This is a genomic window from Pseudomonas sp. LTJR-52, assembly GCF_003691465.1.
In the GTDB taxonomy this organism is placed as follows: domain Bacteria; phylum Pseudomonadota; class Gammaproteobacteria; order Pseudomonadales; family Pseudomonadaceae; genus Chryseomonas; species Chryseomonas luteola.
On sequence record NZ_CP033105.1, the window covers coordinates 316,915 to 342,064 of the forward strand.

General features: G+C 58.6%; 24 protein-coding genes. 14 read left to right on the plus strand and 10 right to left on the minus strand.

Annotated features, from left to right (window positions below; translation table 11 throughout):
* Positions 1 to 22: 22 nt before the first annotated feature.
* The 3 genes from EAW52_RS01530 to EAW52_RS01540 all read right to left on the minus strand — a co-directional run bounded on the left by EAW52_RS01530 (position 23) and on the right by EAW52_RS01540 (position 3,533).
* Entirely contained in the window at positions 23 to 1,516 is a 1,494-nt protein-coding gene (locus tag EAW52_RS01530) for a YdgA family protein (protein WP_122041158.1), read from the minus strand.
* 149 nt (positions 1,517 to 1,665) lie between these two features.
* Entirely contained in the window at positions 1,666 to 2,823 is a 1,158-nt protein-coding gene (locus tag EAW52_RS01535; RefSeq protein WP_122041159.1) for a cell wall metabolism sensor histidine kinase WalK, read from the minus strand.
* Positions 2,808 to 3,533: a response regulator gene (locus EAW52_RS01540; RefSeq protein ID WP_122041160.1), complete on the minus strand. Its 726-nt coding sequence runs from the start codon at positions 3,531 to 3,533 to the stop codon at positions 2,808 to 2,810. The genes EAW52_RS01535 and EAW52_RS01540 overlap by 16 nt, the downstream gene beginning before the upstream one ends.
* A gap of 281 nt (positions 3,534 to 3,814) precedes the next feature.
* Here EAW52_RS01540 and EAW52_RS01545 point away from each other — a divergent pair, with 281 nt between their 5' ends.
* The 9 genes from EAW52_RS01545 to EAW52_RS01585 are packed head-to-tail and all read left to right on the plus strand — an operon-like array spanning position 3,815 to position 11,567.
* A complete protein-coding gene (locus tag EAW52_RS01545) occupies positions 3,815 to 5,215 on the plus strand; it encodes an efflux transporter outer membrane subunit (protein WP_122041161.1) in 1,401 nt (466 codons plus the stop codon).
* Positions 5,212 to 6,348, plus strand: a complete 1,137-nt coding sequence (locus EAW52_RS01550) for an ABC transporter permease (protein ID WP_122041162.1) — start codon at positions 5,212 to 5,214, stop codon at positions 6,346 to 6,348. The genes EAW52_RS01545 and EAW52_RS01550 overlap by 4 nt, the downstream gene beginning before the upstream one ends.
* A gap of 4 nt (positions 6,349 to 6,352) precedes the next feature.
* Complete coding sequence (locus tag EAW52_RS01555; RefSeq protein WP_122041163.1) at positions 6,353 to 7,093, plus strand: ABC transporter ATP-binding protein; 741 nt, start codon at positions 6,353 to 6,355, stop codon at positions 7,091 to 7,093.
* Positions 7,093 to 7,998, plus strand: a complete 906-nt coding sequence (locus EAW52_RS01560; RefSeq protein WP_122041164.1) for an efflux RND transporter periplasmic adaptor subunit — start codon at positions 7,093 to 7,095, stop codon at positions 7,996 to 7,998. The genes EAW52_RS01555 and EAW52_RS01560 overlap by 1 nt, the downstream gene beginning before the upstream one ends.
* Entirely contained in the window at positions 7,991 to 8,740 is a 750-nt protein-coding gene (locus EAW52_RS01565) for an MtnX-like HAD-IB family phosphatase (protein WP_218567918.1), read from the plus strand. Before EAW52_RS01560 ends, EAW52_RS01565 begins: the two co-directional genes overlap by 8 nt.
* Positions 8,737 to 9,585, plus strand: coding sequence for a carboxylesterase (locus EAW52_RS01570; RefSeq protein WP_122041165.1), 849 nt, complete (start codon positions 8,737 to 8,739; stop codon positions 9,583 to 9,585). The genes EAW52_RS01565 and EAW52_RS01570 overlap by 4 nt, the downstream gene beginning before the upstream one ends.
* Positions 9,582 to 9,956 (plus strand): EamA family transporter, encoded by a 375-nt coding sequence (locus EAW52_RS01575; protein WP_122041166.1) that lies wholly within the window; start codon positions 9,582 to 9,584, stop codon positions 9,954 to 9,956. The genes EAW52_RS01570 and EAW52_RS01575 overlap by 4 nt, the downstream gene beginning before the upstream one ends.
* Positions 9,953 to 10,336, plus strand: coding sequence for a multidrug efflux SMR transporter (locus EAW52_RS01580; RefSeq protein WP_122041167.1), 384 nt, complete (start codon positions 9,953 to 9,955; stop codon positions 10,334 to 10,336). Before EAW52_RS01575 ends, EAW52_RS01580 begins: the two co-directional genes overlap by 4 nt.
* Positions 10,317 to 11,567 carry a DegT/DnrJ/EryC1/StrS family aminotransferase gene (locus EAW52_RS01585; protein ID WP_122041168.1) on the plus strand — a complete coding sequence of 417 codons (1,251 nt, stop codon included), beginning with the start codon at positions 10,317 to 10,319 and terminating at the stop codon, positions 11,565 to 11,567. Before EAW52_RS01580 ends, EAW52_RS01585 begins: the two co-directional genes overlap by 20 nt.
* Here the strand turns inward: EAW52_RS01585 and EAW52_RS01590 are convergent.
* The 3 genes from EAW52_RS01590 to EAW52_RS01600 are packed head-to-tail and all read right to left on the minus strand — an operon-like array spanning position 11,540 to position 14,898.
* Positions 11,540 to 12,439 carry an arginase family protein gene (locus EAW52_RS01590; RefSeq protein WP_256680711.1) on the minus strand — a complete coding sequence of 300 codons (900 nt, stop codon included), beginning with the start codon at positions 12,437 to 12,439 and terminating at the stop codon, positions 11,540 to 11,542. The two genes, EAW52_RS01585 and EAW52_RS01590, sit on opposite strands and share 28 nt — an antisense overlap.
* A complete protein-coding gene (locus EAW52_RS01595) occupies positions 12,411 to 13,523 on the minus strand; it encodes a GNAT family N-acetyltransferase (RefSeq protein WP_256680712.1) in 1,113 nt (370 codons plus the stop codon). The genes EAW52_RS01590 and EAW52_RS01595 overlap by 29 nt, the downstream gene beginning before the upstream one ends.
* Before the next feature lie 4 nt (positions 13,524 to 13,527).
* The gene (locus EAW52_RS01600) at positions 13,528 to 14,898 is read right to left on the minus strand and encodes an aspartate aminotransferase family protein (RefSeq protein ID WP_010796407.1); all 1,371 of its coding nucleotides are present in this window, start codon (positions 14,896 to 14,898) and stop codon (positions 13,528 to 13,530) included.
* 218 nt (positions 14,899 to 15,116) lie between these two features.
* Between EAW52_RS01600 and EAW52_RS01605 the strand changes: the two genes are divergently transcribed.
* Positions 15,117 to 15,599 carry a GNAT family N-acetyltransferase gene (locus EAW52_RS01605; RefSeq protein ID WP_122041170.1) on the plus strand — a complete coding sequence of 161 codons (483 nt, stop codon included), beginning with the start codon at positions 15,117 to 15,119 and terminating at the stop codon, positions 15,597 to 15,599.
* Between the two features lie 198 nt (positions 15,600 to 15,797).
* Entirely contained in the window at positions 15,798 to 17,498 is a 1,701-nt protein-coding gene (locus EAW52_RS01610; protein WP_122041171.1) for a sensor domain-containing diguanylate cyclase, read from the plus strand.
* An 8-nt stretch (positions 17,499 to 17,506) separates the two neighbouring features.
* On the opposite strand, the gene EAW52_RS01615 is transcribed toward EAW52_RS01610, so the two are convergent.
* Positions 17,507 to 18,130, minus strand: coding sequence for a glutathione S-transferase family protein (locus EAW52_RS01615; protein WP_122041172.1), 624 nt, complete (start codon positions 18,128 to 18,130; stop codon positions 17,507 to 17,509).
* A gap of 173 nt (positions 18,131 to 18,303) precedes the next feature.
* Here EAW52_RS01615 and EAW52_RS01620 point away from each other — a divergent pair, with 173 nt between their 5' ends.
* Both EAW52_RS01620 and EAW52_RS01625 read left to right on the plus strand, forming a co-directional pair.
* Positions 18,304 to 19,695 carry an aspartate aminotransferase family protein gene (locus tag EAW52_RS01620; protein WP_122041173.1) on the plus strand — a complete coding sequence of 464 codons (1,392 nt, stop codon included), beginning with the start codon at positions 18,304 to 18,306 and terminating at the stop codon, positions 19,693 to 19,695.
* A gap of 23 nt (positions 19,696 to 19,718) precedes the next feature.
* A complete protein-coding gene (locus EAW52_RS01625) occupies positions 19,719 to 21,086 on the plus strand; it encodes a glutamine synthetase family protein (RefSeq protein WP_122041174.1) in 1,368 nt (455 codons plus the stop codon).
* A gap of 435 nt (positions 21,087 to 21,521) precedes the next feature.
* Here the strand turns inward: EAW52_RS01625 and EAW52_RS01630 are convergent, their stop codons facing one another.
* Together EAW52_RS01630 and EAW52_RS01635 are read right to left on the minus strand one after the other, a co-directional pair.
* Positions 21,522 to 22,061: a hypothetical protein gene (locus EAW52_RS01630; RefSeq protein ID WP_122041175.1), complete on the minus strand. Its 540-nt coding sequence runs from the start codon at positions 22,059 to 22,061 to the stop codon at positions 21,522 to 21,524.
* Positions 22,062 to 22,182: 121 nt separating this feature from the next.
* Complete coding sequence (locus EAW52_RS01635; RefSeq protein ID WP_122041176.1) at positions 22,183 to 22,941, minus strand: SDR family oxidoreductase; 759 nt, start codon at positions 22,939 to 22,941, stop codon at positions 22,183 to 22,185.
* Between the two features lie 97 nt (positions 22,942 to 23,038).
* On the opposite strand from EAW52_RS01635, the gene EAW52_RS01640 reads away from it, so the two are divergent.
* Entirely contained in the window at positions 23,039 to 23,683 is a 645-nt protein-coding gene (locus EAW52_RS01640) for an HAD family hydrolase (RefSeq protein WP_122041177.1), read from the plus strand.
* A gap of 478 nt (positions 23,684 to 24,161) precedes the next feature.
* Here the strand turns inward: EAW52_RS01640 and EAW52_RS01645 are convergent, their stop codons facing one another.
* Positions 24,162 to 25,082: a choline ABC transporter substrate-binding protein gene (locus tag EAW52_RS01645; RefSeq protein ID WP_122041178.1), complete on the minus strand. Its 921-nt coding sequence runs from the start codon at positions 25,080 to 25,082 to the stop codon at positions 24,162 to 24,164.
* Positions 25,083 to 25,150: the final 68 nt, after the last annotated feature.

The following is a 25,150-nucleotide window of genomic DNA, read 5'->3' on the forward strand; positions in this document are numbered from 1 at the left end:
CCAGCCACCGCGCGCACCAGAATCACTGTGCTTGGGGCGCCAGTGCTGACATGGTGATAGCCGCCAGCGCGGTGTTCTGCATCAGCATGGCGAACTGCTCCGGGGTCATTTTCTGGCCGTTGAAGTCGACCATGTGGTCGGCATAGTTGAGCGTAGCGATAATGTCATCGCCTTCCACCCGAGCCATCTGCGACGACGCCGCCATGTCGCCTATCGCCTCACCTGCCGCCTTGGCCTCCTGGGCAGCGTCGGCAGCATCCTGGGACGGATCGCGCTTGAGCGAGAGCAGGTCAGCAATCATCGGCTTGGAAAGGCGAAGCTGCATATCCAGCCGGCTGATCATCTGCTGGTACACCTCGGCGGGCGACAGATGGTCATATTCCACCGGACGCGTCAGATTGACCGCCATGTTGAAGCGGCTCTCGCCGTGGGCGGTCTTGAAGGACAACTCGTCCAGCGTGACCACGGGATTGGCCGCCAGCAACGTACTACCAAAGGCCTGCATACGGGCCCGCTCTTCCGGCAGCATCGCGGGCATCTGCTGGGTTTCCGGATCGATCTGGACACGCTCGGCATACTGCGAATAGGTGGTCGCCATGCCTTGCAAGGCTGCCGCATCGATATCCCTGAAACTCAGGGACATACGGCCACTTCCTACCTCCTTACCGTCAACCGTCATGCCACCCAGTGTGTAGTGGATGGTATCGGCGAGCCGCAGGCCGTGCTCCTGCAGATTGTCCTGGGCAGTGATATCGCGCATGACTACCGGTGGAAGGGTGTCTCCCTGGATCTGCATCGACTGAAGGCCCAGGTCCGAGCGGCCCGTATACAGCCCGCTCTGTCCCAGGCTGCGATCGGCGGTAACACGCATGCCTTTCAACGTCGTGCTGACCATCGCTCCGTTTTTGGTCGGCGAGGTCAACACCAGGCTGTCCGCCGACAGGTCGAGCTGATAGCGTTTCAGCTCAAGGTCAGTCTTGAACCCAAGCGTTGCCCCAGCGAAGGCTACGTGTCGCTCATCCTCATTCAGCTCGAAGGGCTGCAGTGTCAGCGTGCCATTCACCTGCTGGTCGTAACCAATTACCGCTGTGCCGTATGCCGGTACTGCATTATTGGCAGCCGTAAACCAGGCCTGCAGGCTGGGGCTGGATTCCAGTGCAAAGTGGCTGCTGGCCATGACCGGCGCCAGCTTGAAGGAGGCCAGACGGGACGCAGGGAAAGGACCGTGCTCCAGGTGGTCGACCATGAGCACTTCAATCGGCGTGTCCAGACCCAAGCCGCTACCCGGCAGGACGATGCGGTAATGGGCGGTACTCTTGAAGAGTCCCTTGTCCAGGCTGACCAGTTCCATATGTACCGATTGATCAGGTAGCGTCTTGGCCCATTGTGCATTGGTCTGGTCAATGGCCTGGTTGAGCGCACCTTCCAGTTGGGTACTTGTATACCAGGCACCGCCCACAGCGACCGCTCCAACGACCAGGGCAACACCGACAGCAATTCCAGCTGCTTTTTTCATGAGAGAACTCGTATAAGGGGTGAAAGTCCATTTTCAGCCGGTCGAGCGCCAGCGGCGCGGCCAGTCGAAAGGTCCGGCTTGCGGCTTCAGGCCTGCAAGCCGGCGCGATTATGCCAATCGCCTCGGGTATCGGCTATGTTGATACGTGATCAGGCACGGCTCAACGGCAGATAGATACGAAACTGTGCTCCGCCACGCGTCGACTCACCGGCCTCAATGCGACCACCCTGCAGCACCGTGAGCGTCTTAACGATGGCAAGGCCCAGGCCGGTTCCGCCACTGGCCCGATTGCGCGAGGCATCCGCGCGTTGAAAGCGTTTGAACAGATTGGCCTTGATGACATCGGGCAGGCCGGGACCGGCGTCGCTCAGCACAATAACGGCCTGTTCGGCATGGGTACTCAGGCGAAGCTCCAGCCAGCCGCCTTCCCGTGCATAGCGCAGCGCATTTTCGATCAGGTTGTTGAGGATCTGTCGCAGCCGATCCTCGTCGGCCTTGACCGTGAGGTCCGGGGCCTCCACCGCCAGCTCGGCCTCAATCCCATAACTGTCCAGACGGCTGGCATATTTGCCCAGGGTATCCCGCGCCACTTCAGCCAGATCCACCGTGACCATATGGAGCGACAAACGCCCGGCATCGGCTACCGACAGGGTATGCAGATCATCCACCAGACGGCCCAGATGCTCGGCCTGTTCGAGTAGCTTTTGAAACTCCAGCGGCTCAGCCGGAATGACTCCATCGCACAGGGCATGCAGCCGGGCCTGCAGAATGGCAATAGGCGTGCGCAGCTCATGGGAGATGGCAGCCGCAGTGGCCTTGCGCTCATGCTCTAAAGATTCCAGGGAATCGGTCATGTGGTTGAAATCGCGTACTAGATCCGCCAGCTCGCCACGCTGGCTCTTGCTGTGCGCCCGCACGCTGAAATCTCCCAGGGCGATCCGGTTGGCCGCCTCGGCAATGGACCCCACCGGCAAGGTCACAAGTCGCGACGTCCAGAGCCCGGCGATCAGACCGAACGGCAGACAGAACACCAGCCCCAAGACAAGCGCCAGCTGCTCACCGTCCCAGGGGTCTCCCCGCCAGTACTGGCTGTAGATCTCGATCATCCGGGGACTATTGTCCTGATCCTGCGCCTCGAGCTGATCCATCTCCTGCCGGACGTTGACGGGTAGGTTGTTGTAGAAGCGGTCGTACTCGTACTGCGTGTAGACGAATATGGTGGCCCAGAGCAGGCCGATGGTCACAAAGACCGTGGCAACAATACTCAGGCCGAAGCGGACCCATATGCGGTCTAAGACTCGGGCCATAGTCGATACCCGATGCCCCGTACGGTTTCGATCAGATCATCACAGGCGGCATCCTGAAGCTTGCGCCGCAGCTTGCTCAGGTGCGAGTCGATGACCCGGTCCAGCGCGTCGCTTTCCGGCAGGCAGGCTTCGATCAGCTCGCTGCGCGAAAAGCAGCGGCGAGGCTGGTTGGCCAGCGTGCTCAACAGACGAAATTCGGTCAGGGTCAGTGGCAGGACCTGAGCTTCGCCACCTTCGCTGTATGCCCGGGCCATGTAGGCCTGCTGATCGATTTCCAGACGACCTACGCGCAGCGGGGCAGACGTATGCGTCTGCGCTTGGACAGCGCTGGTGCGGCGCAGTACCGCCCGGACGCGGGCCACAACCTCGGCCGGGTTATACGGTTTGACCACATAGTCGTCAGCCCCTAGGCGGAGGCTGAGCATCTTGTCGAGATCGTCGGCCAGGGCGCTGACCATGATGACCGGCGTCTCGCTTTCGTTGCGGATGGTCTTGAGGATGTCTACGCCATCCATGCCGGGCAGGCGGATATCGAGCAGTACGATATCTGGACGCAGCCGGCGGAACAGCTGGAGGGCTTCGAGCCCGTCCGCCGTATGCACGGTACGCAAGCCGTCACGTTGCAGATAGGCCACCAGAATATCCGAGATGCTCGGCTCATCCTCCACGAACAAGACGAGAGGACCTGATGGCCGGGGGTCGTTACTCATACATAGCGCCTCTGAGTTCAATCCGAAGCAGTATACGGACCTGCTCACACCTCTACGAGGGTAGCTCCGCGGACTACCAAACTAGCGCAAACCAAGCGTATCGACTTGGATTTCATGCCTGTACGTTTATTCATCCGCACCGGACGTTCGCGTCTCCATCGTTCCTCCACAAAACGTGCAAAGCCACGCAAGTTTGACTTTGCACAATCCCCTCACGCCGTAGCCTCGGGCTACACAAACCTCTTTCGATTGGATACTCGCTGTCCAGGGTTCGCTGTCGTATGGTTCGCTTTCCGGTCACGTTTCGCTCTACCTGCAGCCTGGCACTCACGGTGCTGGCGGGCTGCTCGCAGATCGATGCACCGGCGCTGCCCCAGACGCTGCCGGGCCAGTGGCAGCAACAGGTTGCCCAGCCTGCATCGGCAGCGCCGACCGTTGATCTGCACGGCTGGTGGAAGTCCTTCAACGATCCCGTACTGGATAAGCTGGTAGCACGTGCGGTATCCGATAACCTGACGCTGGCCCAAGCCTCGAGCCGTCTGAAGCAGGCCCGAGCGCTGACACGCCAGACTGACGCCAATTATTTGCCCCACCTGTCACTGGCAACCCGCAGCAGCGAGGAAGTCTCAGCCACGGATACCTTTTTCCAGATCAGCCTGGACGCGGTCTGGGACCTGGGATTGTTTGGCGAGCGTGAAGGTGCTGAAAAGCAGGCCAAAGCCAGGATAAAGCAGGCCAAAGCCGAGCAGCAGGCCGCCCAGGTCACTGTAGTTTCGGAAGTGGTGCGCCAGTATCTCGAACTGCGCGCCGCCCAGCAACAGATCCAGACGCTCGAAACCCTGGCGGCGCTGGATCAGAAGGCCCTGGCCCTGCTGGATATCCGTATTCCCAGCCATCTGGCGTCGCCCGATCAGCGCCTGCAACTCCAGGCCCAACGAGCCGAGACCCTGGCACGCCTGGCGCAACCCCGCCAGGTCCAGGCACGAGCCCTGCAATCCCTGGCCGCCCTGCTGGGGCAAACCTCGCCAGATGCCTCTTGGAATACGGTACAACCGCTGCCGCGCATTGAGCAGATCTCGGTGCAGCAGGTACCCAGCGACCTCTTGCGTACGCGCCCCGATATCCAAAGGGCAGAAGCCGACGTCCTGCAGGCAGCCGGTGAGCTGGGTCTGGCCCATGCCAATCTCTATCCTCACGTCGCGCTGGGTACTTCCTATCTGTATGCCTACAACATGACAATGCACGAAAAGGTCCGCTCAAACAGCGTTCCCATGGTAGGCCCGATTATCGACCTGCCTATCTTCAATTGGGGCCAGCGCAAAGCCGCAGAGAAAGCCCAGAAGTACGCTATGAAGGCCGCCTTGCAGGGTTACCGCCAGGTCTTGCTCGACAGCGTTGCCCAGACCGAAGCAGCCCTGGCGGCCTTTGGCCAGGAGCAGGAGCGGGTCGAGCACCTGCAGCAGGCAGAAGCGGCACTGGACGAACGGGCGCAGCACGGCCTGACCCTGACTCAACTAGGCCTGACCAGCCAATGGGAGCAGCTAGACGCCCAGCGTGACCAGTTGCAGGCCTCGCTTCAACTTACCACGGCCCAGGCTCGTCGAAGCCTGGCATTCGTGGCGCTCTATAAGGCGCTGGGCGGCGCACCGCTTCCTGCCGGAGCCGGGGAGAAGCACACATGATTGCCCTGGCCCGCAAGACGCTGTTCCATGAGTGGCGCCGCTTTCTGCCAGCCATTCTGGCCATTGGCTTCTCTGGCGTCCTGCTAACGGTTCAGGCGGCCCTCGTGCTGGGTATATTTGGCAGCGCGGCCGTCTATGTATCGTCTTCTTCCGCCGATTTGTGGGCAGGCTATCCCGGCACTCAAAGCGTCAACTTTGGTCGGACGATCAGTCCTGACGTGGAAATGCGCCTGCGCATGGACCCGGATGTTACCGATGTAGAACCCTATATCTGGGTGGAAGGCGACTGGCATGGCACCCATGAGAAAAGCGGTGGCGTCTCGGTCTTTGTATCGGGGATCAATCCGGGCCGCCAGGGCATGATGTTTTCCAGCCTGCTCTCCTCAGGACTGCGCCATCGCCTGGAAGAGCCCAACGCCGTCATCGTCGACCGCTCGGAACTGAATCAGCTGGGCGTCAGCCTGGATCAATCCGCATGGATCAATGGCCATCGCGTTCATGTCGTCGCGGCCATTGCCGGTCTGCGCGGCCTGGGTGGCGTCAACGTGCTGGCCTCACTGGACACAGCCCGCCTGCTGCAGGGGGATGACAATCCTGGCAGCGGACCGACCTATTACGTTGCCAAGGTGCGCAAGCCCAGCCATGTCGAGGCGGCCCAGGCCCGCCTGGTCGCCAACCCATCTTTTGGTCCCTTCGAGGTCTGGACAGCCAAGCAGTTTGCCTGGCGCTCCCAGCTCTACTGGATGTTCGATACCGGCGCGGGGGTAGCCGTACTGTTCATGGCAGGCATTGTCTGCCTGGTCGGCGGGGTGATCACCAGCCAGTCGCTTATGGCCATGGTAGCCGCCTCTGCCCGCGAATATGCGGTGCTCAACGCCTTGGGCGCCAGCTTCCGATCACTGTGTCAGGTGGTGCTTGAACAGTCCTGCTGGGTTGGCGGGCTCGGCTTGCTTGTTACCGGGCTTACCAGCACGGTCCTGCTAAGCGTCGCCGCCCGCCATGACGTCCCCGTGGCCATGAACACCCCGATCGCGTTGATTTGCGCCGCCCTGGTCCTGGGCCTTGCGCTCGTGTCCGGGCTCATTGCCATGCGCGGCCTGCTGCGCGCTGACCCTGCACTGCTGTTGAGGTAATGACATGACTCCTGTGAAGCGTCCCGCTCCCAGCCTGGAAGCCGATGAGGTCAGCAAATCCTTCCTCATGGGCATGGTTCGCCTGCACGTATTGCAACGGCTGTCCGTCTCCATCTATCCGGGTGAGCTGACCCTGATTTCAGGGCCTTCGGGCTGTGGCAAGAGCACCTTGCTGTCGCTGCTCAGTGGGTTGCAGGCGCCGGACGAAGGTGAGACCCGCGCTCTGGGCCAGGAGTTGGGTGGTCTGGCCAAGCGTGCCCTTGAGCGCTTTCGTCTCAAGCACACCGGCTTTGTCTTTCAGGGCTTCAATCTGTTTCCGGCACTGACCGCTACCGAGCAGGTGGCATTGCCGCTGGGCTATCTGGGCTTTTCCAACCAGGACGCCCTGGAGCGCGCCCGGCAGGTGCTCAAGGAAGTGGGGCTGGCTCACCGGCTCGACCTGCGCCCGGCTTCGCTGTCTGGCGGCGAGCGGCAGCGTGTGGCACTTGCCCGCGCCCTGGCAAAGCGCCCTCAACTGCTGTTTGCCGATGAGCCTACCAGTGCCCTGGATGCCGAAAACGGACAAAACGTCGCCCGGATGCTGCAACGCATCGCCCATGAGCAAGGTTCGACCGTGCTGTGCGTCAGCCACGATCCGCGCCTGATCCGTCATGCCGACCGGGTACTGGAGATGGAGGACGGCCAGATTCAACGTGACTGGCGACCCTCCGAACAGGGCAGCCACGCCCGCAGGGAGTTTGCCTGATGAACATGCGTATTACCCACAGTCTGCTGGCCGCCTTGATGATCACGTCGGTCGTAGGCTGCTCGGACAAGAAACCTCCGCGACCGGCGAAACCGGCTGCGACCGAAGCCGCAAAATATGTAGCCATGGCGAGGGGCAAGGTAGAGGTGCAGGGTGGGCTGCTGGAGCTTAAGTCCCTGCAGGCCGGCCGACTTGCACGTCTTACCGTAGCCGAAGGCGATACGGTCCAGCGCGGCGCCGAACTGGCAGCGCTGGACGACCGAAGCGCCCGTACCGAACTCAAGGCCTATGAAGCAGAGCTGGCGCAGGCGCAGGCCCGGCAGAAAGCGGCGGAGCAGCGTCTGCCGCCAGCGCGCCAGCGTGCGCAGCAATTGCAGAAGGCCGCCCGTCAGGGTGCAGTGGACCCGCAACAGGCAACCGAGGCCCGGCAACAGGTTCAGCAGCTGGAATCGGCACAGGCCGTTGCCAAGGCAGGGGTCGAGATTGCCCGCCAGCATGTCGCGCTGGCCAAGGATCGGCTGGCCGAGCGCGTTCTGCACGCACCGCAGGCCGGGACGGTAGTGCGCGTCAACGCCACCCAGGGTTCGCTCGTTTCGCCAGAGGATGCCAGGCCGCTGCTGGTGATTCTGCCGGAGCGCCCACTGCAAATCCGCGCCGAACTCAATGAAAGCTTTGTGCATCGTGTGAAGCCGGGCATGACGGCAGATGTTGTGCTGGAAGCCGAGCCCGGCCAGCCGCCCCTGAAGGCGCACGTTACACGCCTGGGCGATCTCTTTGGCAGCAGCCACCTGGACGACGACAGCCAGGGACATCCCAACGTGCGAGTGATCGACTGCCTGCTCGCGTTCGATCAGCCGCCGACGCTTCGTATCGGCCAGAATGTACGGGTGACTTTCCATGAATAACGTTTCACACTCCGTGCTCGACGAATCGCTCAGGCCCTATACGCCTGTCGTTCGCGAGGTTTTGCCGAACCCTTCGCAACCCTGGATGATCCAGTGCGATTTCGACGGCACCATCAGCCAGGTCGATGTGATCGACTCCCTGCTCGAACGCTTTGGTCGCCCCGGCTGGCAAGAGCTGGAAGACGATTGGGAAGCCGGTCGGATCGGCTCCCGTGACTGCATGCAGGGCCAAGTCGCGCTGCTGGACATGTCGCAGGAGGAGTTCCACGCGCATCTCGACGGCATCGCCATCGATCCGGGCTTTCGTGCTTTTGTCGAGGCCGCTGGCGAGCGGGGCCTGTTGATTCAAGTCATCAGCGACGGGCTGGATTATGCGATTCGCTATATCCTCCGACGTCACGGCCTGGGCGGGCTGCCTGTGCAGGCCAATTACCTGACCCAGACCGGCGAGCGAAGCTGGGAGCTTGCATCCCCATTCGCCAGCCCGCACTGCCTTCGCGACAGCGGCACCTGCAAGTGCGAGCGGCTTGCCCTTCAGCACCAGCGCCAGCAACGCGTGTTATTCATCGGCGACAGCACTTCGGACTTCTGTGTCTCGGGCCGGGCTGACTTTGTGCTGGCCAAGTACAAGCTGATAGATCATTGCCGCCAGCGCGGCTATCCCTTCGCACCGATTTCCACTTTCAACGACGCCCTGTCCTGGCTGGACGAGCTCGTTCCTCAAGAGCAACCCTCTCGATGACTGAACATGAATTTCTTCTGGAAGGCGGCCGCACCGGCGTCCTTCTGATCCACGGCCTGACCGGAACCCCTAATGAGATGCGCCTGTTCGGCCGTGGGCTGAACAAGGCTGGCTTCACGGTCTATGGTGTTCAACTAGCCGGCCACTGCGGCACAGCCGATGACCTGGTCGAAACGCGCTGGCAGGACTGGTATGCGAGTGTCTGCGCCGCAGCGGACAAGCTGCGCGAGCAGGTCGATCATGTCTTCGTGGCGGGCCTGTCCATGGGCGCGCTACTGGCACTCAAGCTGGCAGCCGATCAGCCGGACCGGATTGCCGGCGTAGCCGCGCTGGCGACCATGTTCCGCCACGACGGCTGGAGTATGCCGTTCTACACCCGTTTCTGCTTCATCCTTCCGATCTGCAAGGCGCTGGGCATCGGTCGCAAGACCATGTTCATCGAGCAGCCGCCCTATGGCATCAAGGATGAAATGCTGCGCACCTATATCGTCGACCAGATGAATTCCGGCGACAGCGCCGCAGCAGGCTTGCCGGGCAATCCCTGGTGGGCTGTGGCGGAGATGTATGCCCTGGCTACCCAAGTACGCAAACAGCTCGGCGACATCACCTCCCCCTGTCTCGTGATGCACGCGACTCAGGACGACATTGCCAGCCTCGACTACAACGCGCGATTGGTAGAGCGCTCGGTCAAGGGCCCGGTGACAACGGTCTGGCTGGAAGACAGCTACCACATGATCACAGTGGACCGTGAGCGGCGCAAGGTGGCCTCCGAAACGGTTGCGTTCATCAAGAGCGCGCTGGGCGAGCAGGCAGTATCGCCTGTAGCAGACAGGGTCACGGCATGACGGCCGAAACCTTTCCGGGACTCGTCATCGTGCTGTGGATCGCCAATGTGGTGATCGACAGCGTCGGCCAGCTGGCGTTCAAGGCTGCAGCGACCGAGTCGGCGGACAAGGACGGACTTGCGCACTGGATAGAGATGAGCCGTCGCCCGTGGCTGTGGCTGGGGATCGGCTGCTACGTGATGGAGTTTGTCGTGTGGCTGGCGTTTCTGTCGTTGGTGCCGCTGTCCCAGGGGGTACTGCTGGGCTCGATCAATATTGTGGCCATCATGCTGGCGGGGCGCTTTTTCTTCGCTGAAAAGCTCACGCCATTGCGGGTGCTGGGCATCAGCCTCATTTCCATTGGCGTTGCCGTAGTGGGGATACAGGCATGAAGCGTTTCTACCTGATTGGTTTTCTGCTGCTCATGGCGTTCGATACGCTGGCGCAGCTGAGCTTCAAATACGCCGCCATGCAGGCCGAACCCCTGTCGATGACCACCGAGTGGCTGTGGCGGGTATTCGGCCATCTATGGATCTACGGTGCGTTCGTAGGCTACATCGGCGCCTTTTTCTGCTGGATGACCCTGCTCAAGCATGTGCCGGTCGGCCCGGCCTTTGCGGCCTCGCACCTGGAAATCGTCTCCGTGATGCTGCTGTCCGTGTGGCTGTTCAACGAGCATTTGGGTTGGCCGCAACTGCTGGCTGCCGGTTTGATCATCCTGGGCATCGCTTGCCTGGCCCTGAGTGAACACCGTGAAGCCGCTTCCTCGTAAAGCCTACTTCGACGCACCGCCCACAGCGGGTCTGCCCTTGTGGTTGCGCGACCTGCTGCCCGGCGGCGAGAGTAACCTGAGTACCACCCTGGCGCGTTTTCTGGGCGTAGAGCATGTTCAGTTGGAAAGCTCTGGCACCGCGGCGTTGGTCATTGCGCTTACAGCGCTGAAAAGGCTGTCACCTGCGCGTACAACCGTTATCGTTCCAGCCTATACCTGCCCGCTGGTGGCGCTGGCGGTGGCCCAGTGCGGACTTGAGCTGCAACTCTGTGACCTCGAGCCGGACAGCCTCGACCTTGATCCATCCATGCTCAAGGCTCTGTGCAACGAGCGGACCCTGGCCGTCGTTCCAACGCACCTATGCGGCCGGATCAGCGATATCGACCCAGCGCTCGAATGCGCCCGGGCGGTAGGTGCCTGGGTGATCGAGGATGCCGCCCAGGGCTTGGGCAGCCGTATCGATGGCCGCAGCATCGGCACACGCAGCGACATTGCCTTTTTCAGCCTGGCGGTGGGCAAGGGGCTTACGATTTTTGAAGGCGGTGCGCTCATCGCCCGTGACGAGACGATTCGTCAGGCCTTGCGTCATGCCAGTCAGACGCTGGCGCAGCCAAAGCCTTGGCTTGAACTCAAGCGCAGTGTTGAGCTACTGGGCTATGCCGCCCTTTATCGACCTGCAGGTCTGCGGCTCGCCTATGGCCTTCCGCTGCGGCGGGCGCTGAAGAAAGGCGACTGGGTCGCTGCGGCCGATGAATATTTTTCCCTGCCCATTACATTGCATCAAGTTGGGTCCTGGCGGCAGGCCGTGGGCGTTCGCGCACTGAAGCGCCTGCCTGACTTCCTCGCACAACAGCGCATACAGGCCGAGCACAGGCTCAAGCGCCTGCGCACCCTTTCTGGGCTGGTTCCCCTTGAAGGTCATGAGGGCGAGGGGAGTTGGCCCGTTTTATTAGTGCTCATGCCCAGCCGCGAGGCCCGTGACTCGGTACTGGAAGCACTCTGGGGAAATGGCTATGGTCTGAGCATTCCCTTCGTGCATGCCCTGCCGGATTACCACTATCTGAACACGACGCTTACCTACAAGCCGCCCGTCGAATGCCAGGAAGCCCGCCGGCTGGCGGGTCGAATCCTGGCCATCAGCAACAGCCCCTGGTTGAGCGAGGCTGATTTCGAGGTGGTGTATGCAGCGCTCGAAAAGGCCTGTCAGGCGGAGCGCATGACGCGCTTGTAACCTTGCGCCGCGTTCAGCCGACTGACCAGACGCTGATTGAGCACATGCTGCTCCGCCTGCCAGGACTGCAGGGTAAGGTCGGGGATGTCCAGCGTCTGGCCATCTCCGGCGCTTAGCCAACGCTTCCAGGCACTGGGATGCCGATAAACCGACACGTCGCCGGTAATATCACTGCCCAAGAGCTGCCCTTTCAAGGCCTCGATCGCCTGCATGACATGATGCTCAAGCATGACACCCTGATCCCAGTTGGTGCGGACGACCGAAGGACTGAAAACATCCTTGTCGATGGATAGGTACGTGGGTTGCTGCTCACGAATCAGGAGTTCACTCAGGGTATCAGCCAGGGTGTCGGCATCGGCAAAGTTGCGAAAGGACGACTGCACACCCAGCCAACGCGCCCACCCCGTGTCTACGCCCAGGCTCCAGTAGCTCAGCTTACCGCTGCGCAGTGGCGTCAGGTAATTCTCCCAGGCATGTCCACGGCCGATGTCTGGCGAGGTGATACCCACCACATGAACGTGGCTGACCTGCGGCAACAGGGCAACACGACGCACCCAGGAACCGCAATGGATACCAAACAGATAACGCATGTTGTCCGGGTGATTATCGAACACTACGACCCGAACGCCCCGTGTACGGGACGTCTGCCGGGCAATGAGCGGCCAGCTCAAATGATGAAAATCACCACTACCCATCAGTACAGGGCCGTGGTTAACGGGTAGGCGGGCCACCACATCACGGCCGAAGGTATCGAGAGTCGAGACGCGGCAGCCAAACCGCACCCGTGCCTGCCAGTCACGCAGGTCCAGGCGCAGGGCGTTGTCTACTGCACCGATAGAGCCATCAAGATCCAGAACGATTGGCTGGTTCACGGCGGTCACTCCATTGGCGGTCACTTTCAAAGTACCGGGAAAAGCGTCGCGCCAGGCCACGCAACAGGGCGTTGCGCACATAGACGGCGTGACAGGTGAAGGTAAAGGAAGCACCCAGGTAGGATTTGATTTCCGGGTCTGTCCAGCCGGCTACGTAATGGGTCAGACCGTGGCTGAGGGCATAGTCCAGATTGATGAGCCAACTGATGAAGTACAGGTTGAACGACCGGGCTTCGGGATATTGCAGGCCGATGTACTTGTCGATCAGCTTGCCGTCATGCACGAAGCACACGTTATAGCCGATCAGACGATCCTCATGGCGATACTCGAACACCATTCCACCGCTGCCTGCGTCTCTCAGCATCTGCTCGAAAAACTCTCGAGACAGACGGTCGAAGTGAATCTCGCTCTGGTCATATACGTTCAGGTACAGCCGGTAGTATTCGTCGATCAAGGCGTCAAGCTGGAACTGCGCATCGCCTGTCGGAACCTCGCGAATCGTCAAGTCTTCACGCTTGCGCCATTTACGCCGAATATCCTTGCGGCGGCTGGATGAAAGACGACCCAGGTATTCCTCTACCGACGTAAAGTCGATAGGCACATAGGCCAGCGCCTGACCTTCCACCAGGACGAAGCCCTCTGCCTTGCAGGCCTCAAGCAGCCGCTCCGCATACCGATTGGCCGAGTCGTCCAGCAGGGGGGAGTGTTGGGGAATATCCTTGATGATCATCATCGGATAGCACCACCCCAGCGCCTTACGCAGACGCTTGACCAGCGAGCGGGCCGACCAGGCTGCCGGGAAGAGGGCATATTCGGAAACCGTCGTGCCGATGAAGGCCGTACGGACACGCAGCCATTTGGACCAATGGCGATAAAGGGGGAGTGATTCGATCCTGCGCTTGAGCGATCCGTCTACTGTAGTCAGCAGATCGAACTCCGCCTCGAAGCCCGGTGTGGCCTGGGGCAGGCGCAGCACCTGAAACCCATCGGGCGGATGGGCGCTGAACTGATCGATCAGCGCCCCAGGCTCGAGCTGATTGCCGTACAGCGGCCCGGCGGTACCGGGCCTTTGTTCGAGCCCCACCGCGTCAGGCCTGCTTGGCGCGAGTGATCAACTGGTCAAGCAGTACCATCGCCTGATCGATCTCGGCGAACGAGATTTCCAGCGACGGTGCAAACGTGATGACGTTCTTGTAGTAGCCGCCCACGTCCAGCACCAGACCGGTCTTCTTGCCCTGGTATTCGAGATCGCCAGCCAGACCGATGTCCACCATCTTGTCCAGCAGCTCGCGGTTCGGGGTAAAGCCGTCTTCAGTGCAGATCTCGGCGCGCAGGGCCAGACCCAGACCGTCGACATCACCGATTTCCTTGTGACGCTTCTGCAGGTCCTTCAGGCCTTCCAGGAAGTACGCACCGCGATCCATCACGTGCTTTTCGTAGTCCACTTCCGAGGTCATGCGCAGGGTTTCGAGGCCCAGCGCCGTACCCAACGGGTTGGACGCGAAAGTGGAGTGCGTGGAGCCCGGCGGGAATACATCGGGATTGATCAGCTCTTCGCGGGCCCACACACCACCTAGCGGGTTCATGCCGTTGGTGAGGGCCTTGCCGAAGACGATGATGTCCGGCTTCACGCCAAAATGCTCGATCGACCACAGCTTGCCGGTACGGTAGAAGCCCATCTGGATCTCGTCGACCACCATCAGAATGCCGTGGTCGTCCAAGACCTTTTTCAGGCCGGTATAGTAGTTTTTCGGTGGAACGATATAGCCACCGGTGCCCTGGATAGCCTCGACGTAGAAGGCCGCATATTCCGACTCCTTCGCCTTGGGGTCCCATACCGCGTGGTATTCGTTCTCGAACTTACGGGCAAAGTCCTTCACCAGGTGCTCGCCGTACTCTTCGGCCGTCATGCCTTTCGGGCGGCGGAAGGGATAGGGGAACGGCACGAAGTTGGCGCGCTCGCCAAAGTGGCCATAACGGCGACGGTAGCGGTAGCTGGAGGTGATGCTCGATGCGCCCAGCGTACGGCCATGGTAGCCGCCTTCGAAGGCAAACATCAGGCTCTTGCCGCCAGTAGCGTTACGGACGATCTTCAGGGAGTCTTCAACGGACTGAGAGCCACCAACGTTGAAATGCACGCGGCCCGGCAGACCAAACTTGCGCTCGGCGTCCTGAGCGATGGTCTTGGCCAGCTCGATCTTGGTCGGGTGCAGATACTGGCTGGCAACCTGGGGCAGGACATCCAGCTGCTTGCGCATCACGGCGTCGAGACGCGGGTTTTTGTAGCCGAAGTTGACGGCCGAGTACCACATCTGCAGGTCGAGGTAGGGCGTACCCTCGGCGTCATACATGTAGCTGCCTTCACAGCCAGTAAAAATCTTGGGCGGATTAACGTAGTGGACGGTGTCGCCAAAAGAACAGTATTTGGCTTCGTCAGCCAGCAAGGCTTCGTTGTTCATGGATTGCTCCAGACTGCGATTGGGTGAGGATCACCGTGGTCTACAGCAGACGCGCGATGACAACTGCCAGGCATTGTGCAAAGGCAACCTTGCTAGCCTGTCGAGGGATTGTGTGCAAAGTGTGGAGATGAAACAGAACGTTTCGCAAAGCGACAAACGTAACGTTTTCAGGCGTGAGCTGGCATTATCAAAGCCAGAACGAACGCAGGAGTACTCTTATGAATATTCGTCCCATTACCGCCGCTGACTTTGATCAGGTCTGGCCGATCATCCAGGCAGTCGTCCAAAGCCAGGAAACCTATGCGCTTGATCCGGCCATGGACCGTGACGCCGCCTGGAAGCTCTGGGTCGAGCTACCCAAGGCCACCTTTGTCGCGGAGCGGGACGGGCAGATTCTGGGTACTTATTACATCAAGCCCAATGCCGCCGGGCCAGGCAGCCATGTGTGCAACTGCGGCTACATGACTGCCGAAGCTGCACGCGGGCAGGGAGTCGCCAGTGCCTTGTGCGCCCATTCGCTGGAAACAGGCCGCGAGCTGGGCTTTCTGGCGATGCAGTTCAACTCGGTGGTCTCCACCAATCAGGTGGCGGTCGCGCTGTGGAAAAAGCATGGCTTTGAGGTCGTCGGTACGCTGCCCAAGGCCTACCGTCACCGCACCCAAGGGCTTGTGGACTGCTACGTGATGTTCCGCGCGTTGTAACAGTTAGTCTGCCTAAGCGAACCGCCCACGAAACGGTTAACGTCTATTGGCCGTTTCGCTTCATACCAGATAATTGTAGGCCTCCAGCACTTTTTGATGGCCTACAGCTTTGCCACCAATGGCCGATAAGTCTCACACTTCCTCCCCTTAACAAGCCGCAGCGCTTCTTGTTGCTCTTGCACATGCAGTCCTGAACAAATGCTCATTTTCTCCAGTTTACGTACTCGATTCGCGTTAATTGTGGCGCTTCTCATTATTTCTCTAAGCTGGATCTTTGGCGCGCTCATCGGAACCGCCTCGGTCAACCGCTTGAGGGATCAGATCGGACGCGAACTGGCCGAATCGGCACTCAACATGGTCGATCATCTCGACCGGGACATGGATGGCCGCGCCCGAGAGCTGACCGTATTAAGCCAGCTCCAGGCACTGCGCGATCCTAGTCACAACAAAGAGGCGAAGCGGCTACTTAATCACCTGCAGGAGCAGTTCCCCAGCATTGCCTGGATTGGGCTCACAGATGCCCAAGGAAACGTCATGGCATCCAATGACGGTATTCTGGAAGGCGCCAGCATCGCCAAGCGTCCGGTTTACTTGAACGCGCTGCAAGAGCCTTTTATAGGAGATGTGCACGAAGCTGTACTGCTGGCCAAACTTTTGCCTAACCCTACTGGTGAGGCAATGAAATTTGTGGATATAAGCCTGCCCATCAAGGACGACAATGGAAAATTGATTGGGGTATTGGCGTCGCATCTCTCCTGGGGCTGGGCTGATGAGGTGAGGCAGTCTTTGCTCAAGCCCATTCAGCAACGCTTGCCAGGGCTTGAGTTCATGGTGGTCAGCAAAGACCACACCATCCTCTTAGGCCCGAAGGAGATGATTGGCCAACAGCTGAACTTCAAATGGGACGCTATTGAACAACAGTCTTGGTCGCTTCAACGTTGGCCGAATGGACAGGTTTACCTTACCGGCTTCGCAATGAGTGATGGGCACGGTGACTATCCCGGCCTGGGCTGGACTGTTGTAGCACGCCAACCACTGGACGCTGCATATGCCTCTGCCCATGAACTACAGACAGAAATACTCACAGGGGGCATTGTGCTGGCTGTGATATTTGCCGTCATCGGCTGGCTGCTGGCGGGGTTCATTACCAAACCGCTCAATCAAATCGTAACGGCCGCCAGGCGTTTATCAGCCGGTGAAAACGTTGAGATTCCTGAATTGAAGGGAACTGTCGAAGTACACAGCTTGAGCCAGGCCATCCGCCAACTCGTTCAGAGCCTGAGCCATCAGGGAGACAAACTGGATGCGATGGAAAGCATTGCCTACCAGGACACATTGACTGGTTTAGCCAATAGAGCTGCGCTTGAACGCTATCTACCGCAGGTTCAACAACATATCCAACAGCAGGGCGGTAGCCTTGCTTTGCTATGCCTGGACCTTGATGGGTTCAAGCCCGTCAATGACCGTTTCGGCCATGGTACGGGAGACCTGCTTCTGCAAGGCGTTGCACAACGATTACTCACATGTTTTCGAGAGAATGATCTAGTTGTACGGCTAGGCGGTGACGAATTTCTGATGCTTGTACCGTTCGCTATCACCGATACGAAAGAGGTTATCGATGCCATTGCCCTGCGTATCATCCGTTCCCTTGATAACCCTTTCTTCTTGGCCAACGAAAAAATCAAGGTAGGGTGCAGCATAGGCGTAGCCCTGTGGCCACAGGATGCGATGGACATTGAAGAGGCTATAACCTTGGCTGACCAAGCGCTGTACAGCGCCAAGCGCGCCGGTAAAGGCCGGGCTCACTTCCATGAGGCAGCTGCCACCCAAATCACCCAGGACACAGCGCTCATAAAAGCATCGGCCCTTAAGGCCCCGACTGAGCAGGACCTTTCCTAAGGTCAAGCTCAGGCAGGGGCAGCCTTTGGCAGCTCTACATAACCTTTCAACGCCTGTACACGACGCAGCCATTTTTGAACCGCTACAAACGGCGTCAGATCAATGCCACCTTCCGGCGCCATGGCGGTGTACGGGTAGCAGGCGATATCCGCAATCGTCGGGCCGCCGGCTTCCGGCACCAGCCACTCTTCGCCGGTCAGCTGTTTCTCCAGAACCTCTAGCCCAGCCAGACCCAAGGCCTGACAATCCGTCAGGTTGCCGGTACGCGCAAAGACCGACGTGTTGTTAAGGCTGATCGATCGGGCACGGCCCAGTCCATAGCGACCCTCGTTCTGTTCGAAGGCCAGCCATTGCATCACCTTGGCCATGGTCACGGGATCGGTAGGCAGCCACAAGCCACGCCCATACTGGCGAGCCAGATACACCAGGATCGATGTGGAATCCCAGAACGTCACGCTGTCATCCACCAGAACCGGAATCTGCCCCCGGGGGTTGATGGCCAGAAACTCCGGCTGCCGGTTCTCGCCGGCATTGAGATCGACCTTGACCCGTTGATAGTTCAACTCCAGCACAGACAGCAGCAGACGGATCTTGTAGCAATTACCGGATCGTTCCAGATCGTAAAGAATCAAGGCTGTAACCTCATACAGGAGTCAGGCCGCACGGCAGCAAAAACGTCATCTTACAATGTCCGGGACATGAACACGTTGTAAGGCCCTTCTAATAGAAAACGGCCTCTCGCCAACACCTTGCGTTTTACGCAGTTACTCATAGCATGAGGAGACGTCCAAGCGAGGTGATCTGCATGACCGCCAGTGGCATCCACCCATCTGCTATAGAAGCCTTTACCGCTCAAGAGCGCGAGCGTTTTCTCGCCAACAACCCGAACTCCGTGGCACTGGCCGAGCGCGCCCGAAAATCGCTTTACGGGGGCGTTCCCATGCACTGGATGGCCGACTGGTCAACACCGGTGCCGCTGTTCGTCGAACGTGCCAAGGGTGCACGCTTCTACGATGTGGATGGCCATGAATACATCGACTTCTGCCTGGGCGATACCGGCACCATGTTTGGTCACTCACCGGACCCCATTGCCAGGGCCTTGGCCGAACAGGCATCCAACGGCCTTACCACCATGTTGCCGGGCGAGGATGCAGTCGTATGCGGCGAGTTGCTGGCCGAACGCTTCGGCTTGCCGTATTGGCAGGTCACCGCCACGGCAACCGATGCCAATCGCTACGTACTGCGCTGGGCCCGCGCCGTAACCGGGCGCAAGACGCTTCTGGTGTTCGATGGCTGCTACCACGGCACGGTGGACGATGTGATGGTGCGCCATCGCAACGGTCAGACGGTGCCTCGTTCCGGCCTGATTGGCCAAGCGTATGACCTGACCGAGTACAGCCGCGCCATTTCCTTCAACGATGTGGCAGCCTTGGAGGCGGCCCTGGCCGAAGGGGACGTCTGCGCGCTGTTATGCGAGCCCGCCATGACCAATATTGGCATGGTCCTGCCTGAGCCGGGCTTTCTACAACAGTGCAGGGAGCTGACCCGCCAGTATGGCGCGCTGTTGATCATCGACGAGACCCATACCATTTCTACTGACATTGGCGGCTGCACCCGCCTGTGGAACCTTGAGCCAGACTTTTTTGTGATGGGCAAACCCATCGCTGGCGGCGTACCCTGCGGCGTGTTTGGTTGCAGTGCGGAAATGGCCGAACGCATGCACACGGCGCGCGAACAGGCGCAGGCGCATAGCCACGGACACGGCCACAGCGGCATGGGCACCACACTTTCCGCCAACGCCCTGGCCATGCACTGCATGCGCGCCAACCTGGAACAGGTGATGACACCCGCTGCCTATGCCCACATGCTGCCGCTAGCCAAGCGCCTCGCTGATGGCTTCCGCCGATTGATCGCCGGACATGGCTTGAAGTGGTCTGTGACCGAGCTGGGCGCACGGTGCGAGTTTCAGTTCTGCCCAGTCCCGCCCAAGACGGGTGCCGAAGCCGAGGCAGCCTTTCATGATGAATTACAGATGGCGCTGCACCTGTATCTGATCAATCGCGGCATCCTGATCACGCCGTTTCACAACATGACGTTGTGCTGCCCCGACACCACCGAGGCAGACGTGGATCGTCTCATCGCCACGCTGGATAATGCCTTGATCGATCTGCTGGCCCTGCCCAACGCCCGCGAATAACCCCAACAACAAGAGCCCTGATCATGACCTTTGCCGATCCCCAGGAAGCCCGCGATTTTCTTGCCCAGCACCCTGACGTGCGTAGCATCGAGCTGATATTGATCGACGCCAACGGTGTCCCACGCGGCAAGCTCCTGCATCGCGATGAGCTGCTGGCCATCTATGAAAATGGTCGTCCGCTGCCCAGCTCTATCCTGGCGCTGACCATCCAGGGGGAGGACGTTGACGAGACCGGGCTCGTCTGGGACGTGGCGGATGCCGACTGTTGGACATACCCACTGCCCGGCAGCCTGACGCTGCAACCCTGGCGCACCGTGCCCACCGGGCAGGTGCAGGTCAGCATGCACCCGGAGAAGGGCCTGCCTGCCGCTCCGGCAGACCCTCGGCATGTGCTGGTGCGCGCCGTGGATCGACTCAAGGCGGACGGTTATCACCCGGTCATGGCGGTGGAGCTTGAGTTCTATCTGTTGGACAAGCAGCGCGACGCCCAGGGTCGCCCACAGCCTGCCGTGCAAATGAATGGCATCCGCCCACAGGCTCCGCAGGTATACGGAGTGTATGAGCTGGAGCAGCTACAGCCGTTCCTGGATGACCTGTACGCCGCCTGCCAGGTGCAAGGGCTTCCGGTACGCACAGCCATCTCCGAATACGCTCCATCCCAGATTGAACTGACCCTGGAGCACCGCTTCGATGCGCTGCAGGCGGTAGATGAGGGCGTACGTTACAAGCGGCTGGTCCGTGGCGTAGCCAACCGGCACGGCTTGCAGGCCTGCTTTATGGCCAAACCCTTTGGTGATCTGGCGGGTAGCGGCCTGCATTTGCACGTGAGCCTGGCCGATGCCAACGGTAACAACCTTATGGCCAGCGAAGACCCACACGGTACGCCGTTACTGCGCCACAGTATTGGCGGCATGATGGCGACGCTGAATGACGCCTTGGCGATCTTTTGCCCCAACGCCAACTCGTTCCGTCGTTTCCAGGCCAACAGCTACGCCCCGTTGGCCAAGAGCTGGGGTGTTAACAACCGCACCGTCTCTTTCCGTGTTCCTGGCGGCCCGGCACACAGCCGCCATATCGAGCACCGCATCTGCGGCGCCGACGCCAACCCGTACCTCACTGCCGCCGCGATCCTCTCCGGTATTCATAAAGGGATTCGTGAAGAAATCGATCCCGGCGAGCCCATCACCGGCAACGGCTATCAACAAGCCCGCGAAACCCTGTCCACCGATTGGCTCACAGCGCTGCGCAGTCTGGAAACTTCAACCTGGGCACGGGAGGCTTTGGGTGAGGAGTTCTTGAAGGTCTATCTCGCCATTAAATGGGCCGAGTACCGTCAGTTCATGGGGGAGGTAGGGGAGCAGGATTGGCGGTGGTATTTGACGCATGTGTGATGACGCGGTGAAACAGTGAATAAAGTCATCAGGCTAAAGAGAAGCACACCCTATTTGGAAGGGAGCAGCAGAAATGTGGTGTGGACGCGGCTGCACTGTGTCTAGTTTGAGAGGCTGGATCAGGTAAATTTTTTTGAATCTGAGCCGAACTAGTATATACGTCATCCCCCCAATACTCGGTAAAAACTAAGAGGACCAAGCCCAACAGGTTGAGGTAGACCGTAAATAGCTAAGCCGTAGTTTGAAGCGAAAGGCCATAAATCGATTAATTATAAATGACGGAGTAAGCAGCATGGAATGAAGATACTGATATCGCAGGACAATAAACATTACTATACTTAGTCGACGGCATGGGCAAATTTCTCAACTTCAATATATAATTAGTTAATTTTAAGATCCAAAACTACTTTTTATTGCATCAATATTTATCTTTAACTACAAATTACTCATTTCCTTTTTAATATTATTAAGCTCATGTATGTGTTCTTTTTTCTTTGCAACACAGCTTTCAAAAAGATCCGCTTTTTCTCTATTTCCAGAAATTTTCTCCAGCACCTTGTCCATCCTATCTATTTCTGAAGAATGATACTGCTGCTTTGCCTGTAAGATATGAATCTGATTCTTGATTTGCTGCTGCCTAAGTTGCTGTAGCATGGTGCTAGAAATTTCTAAGTTTCTATCATTTAACTCTTTTTGATATATAATTTGTTTTAAAAGTGCTTCTGCTTGTTCATTCTGTGCTCTAGTGGAAGCTTTTAACTCTTTACCTTGTAAAAGAACGGCTATAAGCGCAAGAAATATTGCTACTGCTGAAAACAGGCCATTTAAAATACCTAAAGAATCACCATATTCAGCTGTGTTTTTAGGCAGCTTTAAATTTGCCAAAGATAAATCTATATATCCAAGCAGAATCCCACTGAGGCCACACCACATACCAATTAGTATTAACGCGATAAATAATAACCAAAACCTCATGCGGAATTCCTAGATTATTAGTTAAGGAGTTTTATATACATCATTTCTTGAATGCATGCTCCCGCCCAAAAAGACAGCTAGTAAACTCTAAGTAACGAGTTCATAAATTACTGGTTAAGTATTACCCCCGCCCCACATACGGCATCTTTGTCGCCATCACCGTCATAAATTGCACATTCGCCTCCAGAGGCAAACCGGCCATATAACGCACCGCGTCTGCCACGTGCTGCACATCCATGCGTGGCTCGATGGCTTTTTCGCCGTTGGCTTGCAAGATGCCTGTGCTCATGCGCTCGGTCATTTCGGTGGCGGCGTTGCCGATGTCGATCTGGCTGCACGCGATGTCATAGGCGCGGCCGTCGAGGGAGAGGGATTTGGTCAGGCCGGTAATGGCATGTTTGGTCGCGGTGTAGGCTACGCTGAAGGGCCGTGGGGCGTGGGCGGAGATGGAGCCATTATTGATGATCCGACCGCCGCGGGGTATCTGGTGGCGCATGAGGCGGAAGGCGGCGCGGCTGCACAGAAAGACGCCGGTCAGGTTGGTGTCGACCGTAGCACGCCAGGCACTAACGTCCAGCTCATCAATAGGTACGGCCTGGGCACCGATACCGGCATTGTTGAATAAGACGTCGAGCCGGCCATAAGTTGCGTTAATGCGCTCGAACAGGCTGTCTACGCTTTGCTCGTCCGTCACATCGCACACAACGGCTAGGGCCTCCTGACCTGCAGCCTTGGCTTCTTCCATAAACGCCTGCAACGGCGCTTCGCGGCGAGCAGCGACTACGACGCGATACCCATCATTCAATAGCGCCTGGGCAACGGCCTTGCCGATTCCTTGAGAGGCCCCGGTGACAAGCGCGACTTTACCGGCTGCGTTCATGCGTGAATCCTTCTTCTTATTAGGTAAGGCCTGAGCCTAAACCAGCCCGCGCGGTTAGGGTAGGCTCTGTTATCCACAGACTTGATGAGAAGACTTTATGCCTTATGCCAATCTCCTGTTCGATCTGGACGGCACACTGACCGATCCCAAGCTCGGCATAACACTGTCCATCCAATATGCACTGGCTCAGATGGGTATCAATGAGCCCGATCCAGACACGCTCACTCATTTTATCGGCCCGCCGCTGCACAGCGCTTTTATGGCGTCTTATGGATTCGACGATGCCCAGGCCTGGCAAGCCGTGGAGCACTATCGGGTGCGCTTTAAAGAGAAGGGCCTGTATGAAAACACGCCGTACCCAGGCATCCGCGAGACGTTGGCAGCGCTCAAAGAGAAGGGGTACAGCCTGTATGTGGTGACGTCCAAGCCTTGGGTGTTTGCTAATGAAATCGCGCGCCACTTTGAGCTAACGGGGTATTTCAAGGCCATTTATGGCAGCGAGCTGGATGGCACGCGTACGGATAAGGGCGAGCTGATCAAACATGTGCTGGAGACGGAAAAGCTGCAGCCCGAGACCTGCCTGATGATTGGGGACCGCAAACACGACCTCATAGGTGCTCGACGCAATGGTGTAGATGCAGCCGGTGTGAGCTACGGTTATGGAGGCCGTGCAGAGCTGGAAGCGGAAGGGCCGCGGTTTGTGTTTGAGACACTGGAGGCGTTGAAAGAAGCGCTGGCGTGACGAGCAGGATGGGTTGAGCTGCGCGATACCCATCATCAAAACACTCATGCCACTGAATACAGAGAAAAGCAGCAAAATCGCTTCGCTCAACATGCTCCTTAACCGCCGATATTCCCTCCAATGTAGGCCGCGAAATCATGTGTAGCGCTCTCTAAAGCTCGCTACATGACCCAGTGAAGTTACTCATAACAGCCCCACTTCGTTAGCAATAGGTATGACTATTTATCTGGCGATTTCGCACAGCCTTTTAAGTCATACGATGTCTGACGTGTGACGTTTCATAAGTTTGTGGAATACAGGAAATAAGGGGGGTGTAGCCGATAAGGGACATTTTTTGCCCGCTGCACACGGTGCGATAAAGGCTATCGCCGTGTTGTGACAGCCTGGTGAATATGGCTATCGATAGGGGCTGGTTCAGCCTGTAGCTGCAGGGAAAACGGGTTAGTGATACATCCCGTTTTTCCTGCGCAATCATGTTCTACAACTTTGCCTTGACCGCGTCCAGACCGTCGTTGCCGTCCTTGGTTTTCACACCCTGCAGCCAGGGCTCAATGGCCTGTGGATTAGCCTTGAGCCAGTTCTGTACAGAGTCGGCATAACTGATCTTTTTCTCCACCACGTCGTTCATGATGGCGTTTTCCATATCCAGCGTGAACGCAAGGTTGGAGAGTAGCTTGCCTACGTTCGGGCACTGCTCGGCATACCCTTTACGTGTCAACGTATGAACCGTGCCCGCCTCGCCAAAGTATTTCTCACCGCCGGTGAGGTACTTCATCTCGTAATTGATGTTCATGGGGTGGGGCGTCCAGCCCAGGAAGACCACCCACTGGTTGCGCTTCACAGAGCGGCCTACCTGCGCCAGCATGGCCTGCTCACTCGATTCCACCAGTTGCCAGCCGCCCAGATCGAACTCGTTACCGTCGATCATCTTCTGGATCGACTGGTTACCTGGGGCACCCGAGCCGATGCCGTAGACTTTCTTGTTGAACTTGCCAGCATGCTTGGCCAGATCGCTAAAGTCTTTCACACCGGCATCCCAGACATACTTGGGCACGGCCAGGGTGAATTCAGTCCCGTTCAGGTTTTCCCTGAGGTCGGTCACCTGGCCGCTTTTAACGAATTGGTCGTAGTACCCTTGCTGCGCAGGCATCCAGTTGCCCAGGAAGGCGTCGATCTTGCCATCCTTCAAGCCGCCAAACACGATGGGGACGGAAAGCGTGTCGACCGTGCTCTGGTAGCCCAGCGATTCGAGCAGAAAGCCGGCAACGGCGTTGGTAGTGGATATATCGCTCCAACCCGGATCAGCCATACGAACAGTGCCGCAAGCGGCATCTTCAGCGTGAACCTGCGTACCAAACAGGGCGGCACCAACCATCAAGAGCGTGGGTATTGGTTTCATGCGTGCGTCCTTCAGCGTGTGTTATCGGGTCTACAGTGGCCCGTCAGCATCCTTCGAGCAAGGGTTGA

Coding starts and splice junctions, on each gene's coding strand:
- EAW52_RS01530 (WP_122041158.1), bottom strand. CDS start 1,516: ATGAAAAAAGCAGCTGGAATTGCTGTCGGTGTTGCCCTGGTCGTTGGA.
- EAW52_RS01535 (WP_122041159.1), bottom strand. CDS start 2,823: ATGGCCCGAGTCTTAGACCGCATATGGGTCCGCTTCGGCCTGAGTATT.
- EAW52_RS01540 (WP_122041160.1), bottom strand. CDS start 3,533: ATGAGTAACGACCCCCGGCCATCAGGTCCTCTCGTCTTGTTCGTGGAG.
- EAW52_RS01545 (WP_122041161.1), top strand. CDS start 3,815: ATGGTTCGCTTTCCGGTCACGTTTCGCTCTACCTGCAGCCTGGCACTC.
- EAW52_RS01550 (WP_122041162.1), top strand. CDS start 5,212: ATGATTGCCCTGGCCCGCAAGACGCTGTTCCATGAGTGGCGCCGCTTT.
- EAW52_RS01555 (WP_122041163.1), top strand. CDS start 6,353: ATGACTCCTGTGAAGCGTCCCGCTCCCAGCCTGGAAGCCGATGAGGTC.
- EAW52_RS01560 (WP_122041164.1), top strand. CDS start 7,093: ATGAACATGCGTATTACCCACAGTCTGCTGGCCGCCTTGATGATCACG.
- EAW52_RS01565 (WP_218567918.1), top strand. CDS start 7,991: ATGAATAACGTTTCACACTCCGTGCTCGACGAATCGCTCAGGCCCTAT.
- EAW52_RS01570 (WP_122041165.1), top strand. CDS start 8,737: ATGACTGAACATGAATTTCTTCTGGAAGGCGGCCGCACCGGCGTCCTT.
- EAW52_RS01575 (WP_122041166.1), top strand. CDS start 9,582: ATGACGGCCGAAACCTTTCCGGGACTCGTCATCGTGCTGTGGATCGCC.
- EAW52_RS01580 (WP_122041167.1), top strand. CDS start 9,953: ATGAAGCGTTTCTACCTGATTGGTTTTCTGCTGCTCATGGCGTTCGAT.
- EAW52_RS01600 (WP_010796407.1), bottom strand. CDS start 14,898: ATGAACAACGAAGCCTTGCTGGCTGACGAAGCCAAATACTGTTCTTTT.
- EAW52_RS01605 (WP_122041170.1), top strand. CDS start 15,117: ATGAATATTCGTCCCATTACCGCCGCTGACTTTGATCAGGTCTGGCCG.
- EAW52_RS01610 (WP_122041171.1), top strand. CDS start 15,798: ATGCTCATTTTCTCCAGTTTACGTACTCGATTCGCGTTAATTGTGGCG.
- EAW52_RS01620 (WP_122041173.1), top strand. CDS start 18,304: ATGACCGCCAGTGGCATCCACCCATCTGCTATAGAAGCCTTTACCGCT.
- EAW52_RS01625 (WP_122041174.1), top strand. CDS start 19,719: ATGACCTTTGCCGATCCCCAGGAAGCCCGCGATTTTCTTGCCCAGCAC.
- EAW52_RS01630 (WP_122041175.1), bottom strand. CDS start 22,061: ATGAGGTTTTGGTTATTATTTATCGCGTTAATACTAATTGGTATGTGG.
- EAW52_RS01635 (WP_122041176.1), bottom strand. CDS start 22,941: ATGAACGCAGCCGGTAAAGTCGCGCTTGTCACCGGGGCCTCTCAAGGA.
- EAW52_RS01640 (WP_122041177.1), top strand. CDS start 23,039: ATGCCTTATGCCAATCTCCTGTTCGATCTGGACGGCACACTGACCGAT.
- EAW52_RS01645 (WP_122041178.1), bottom strand. CDS start 25,082: ATGAAACCAATACCCACGCTCTTGATGGTTGGTGCCGCCCTGTTTGGT.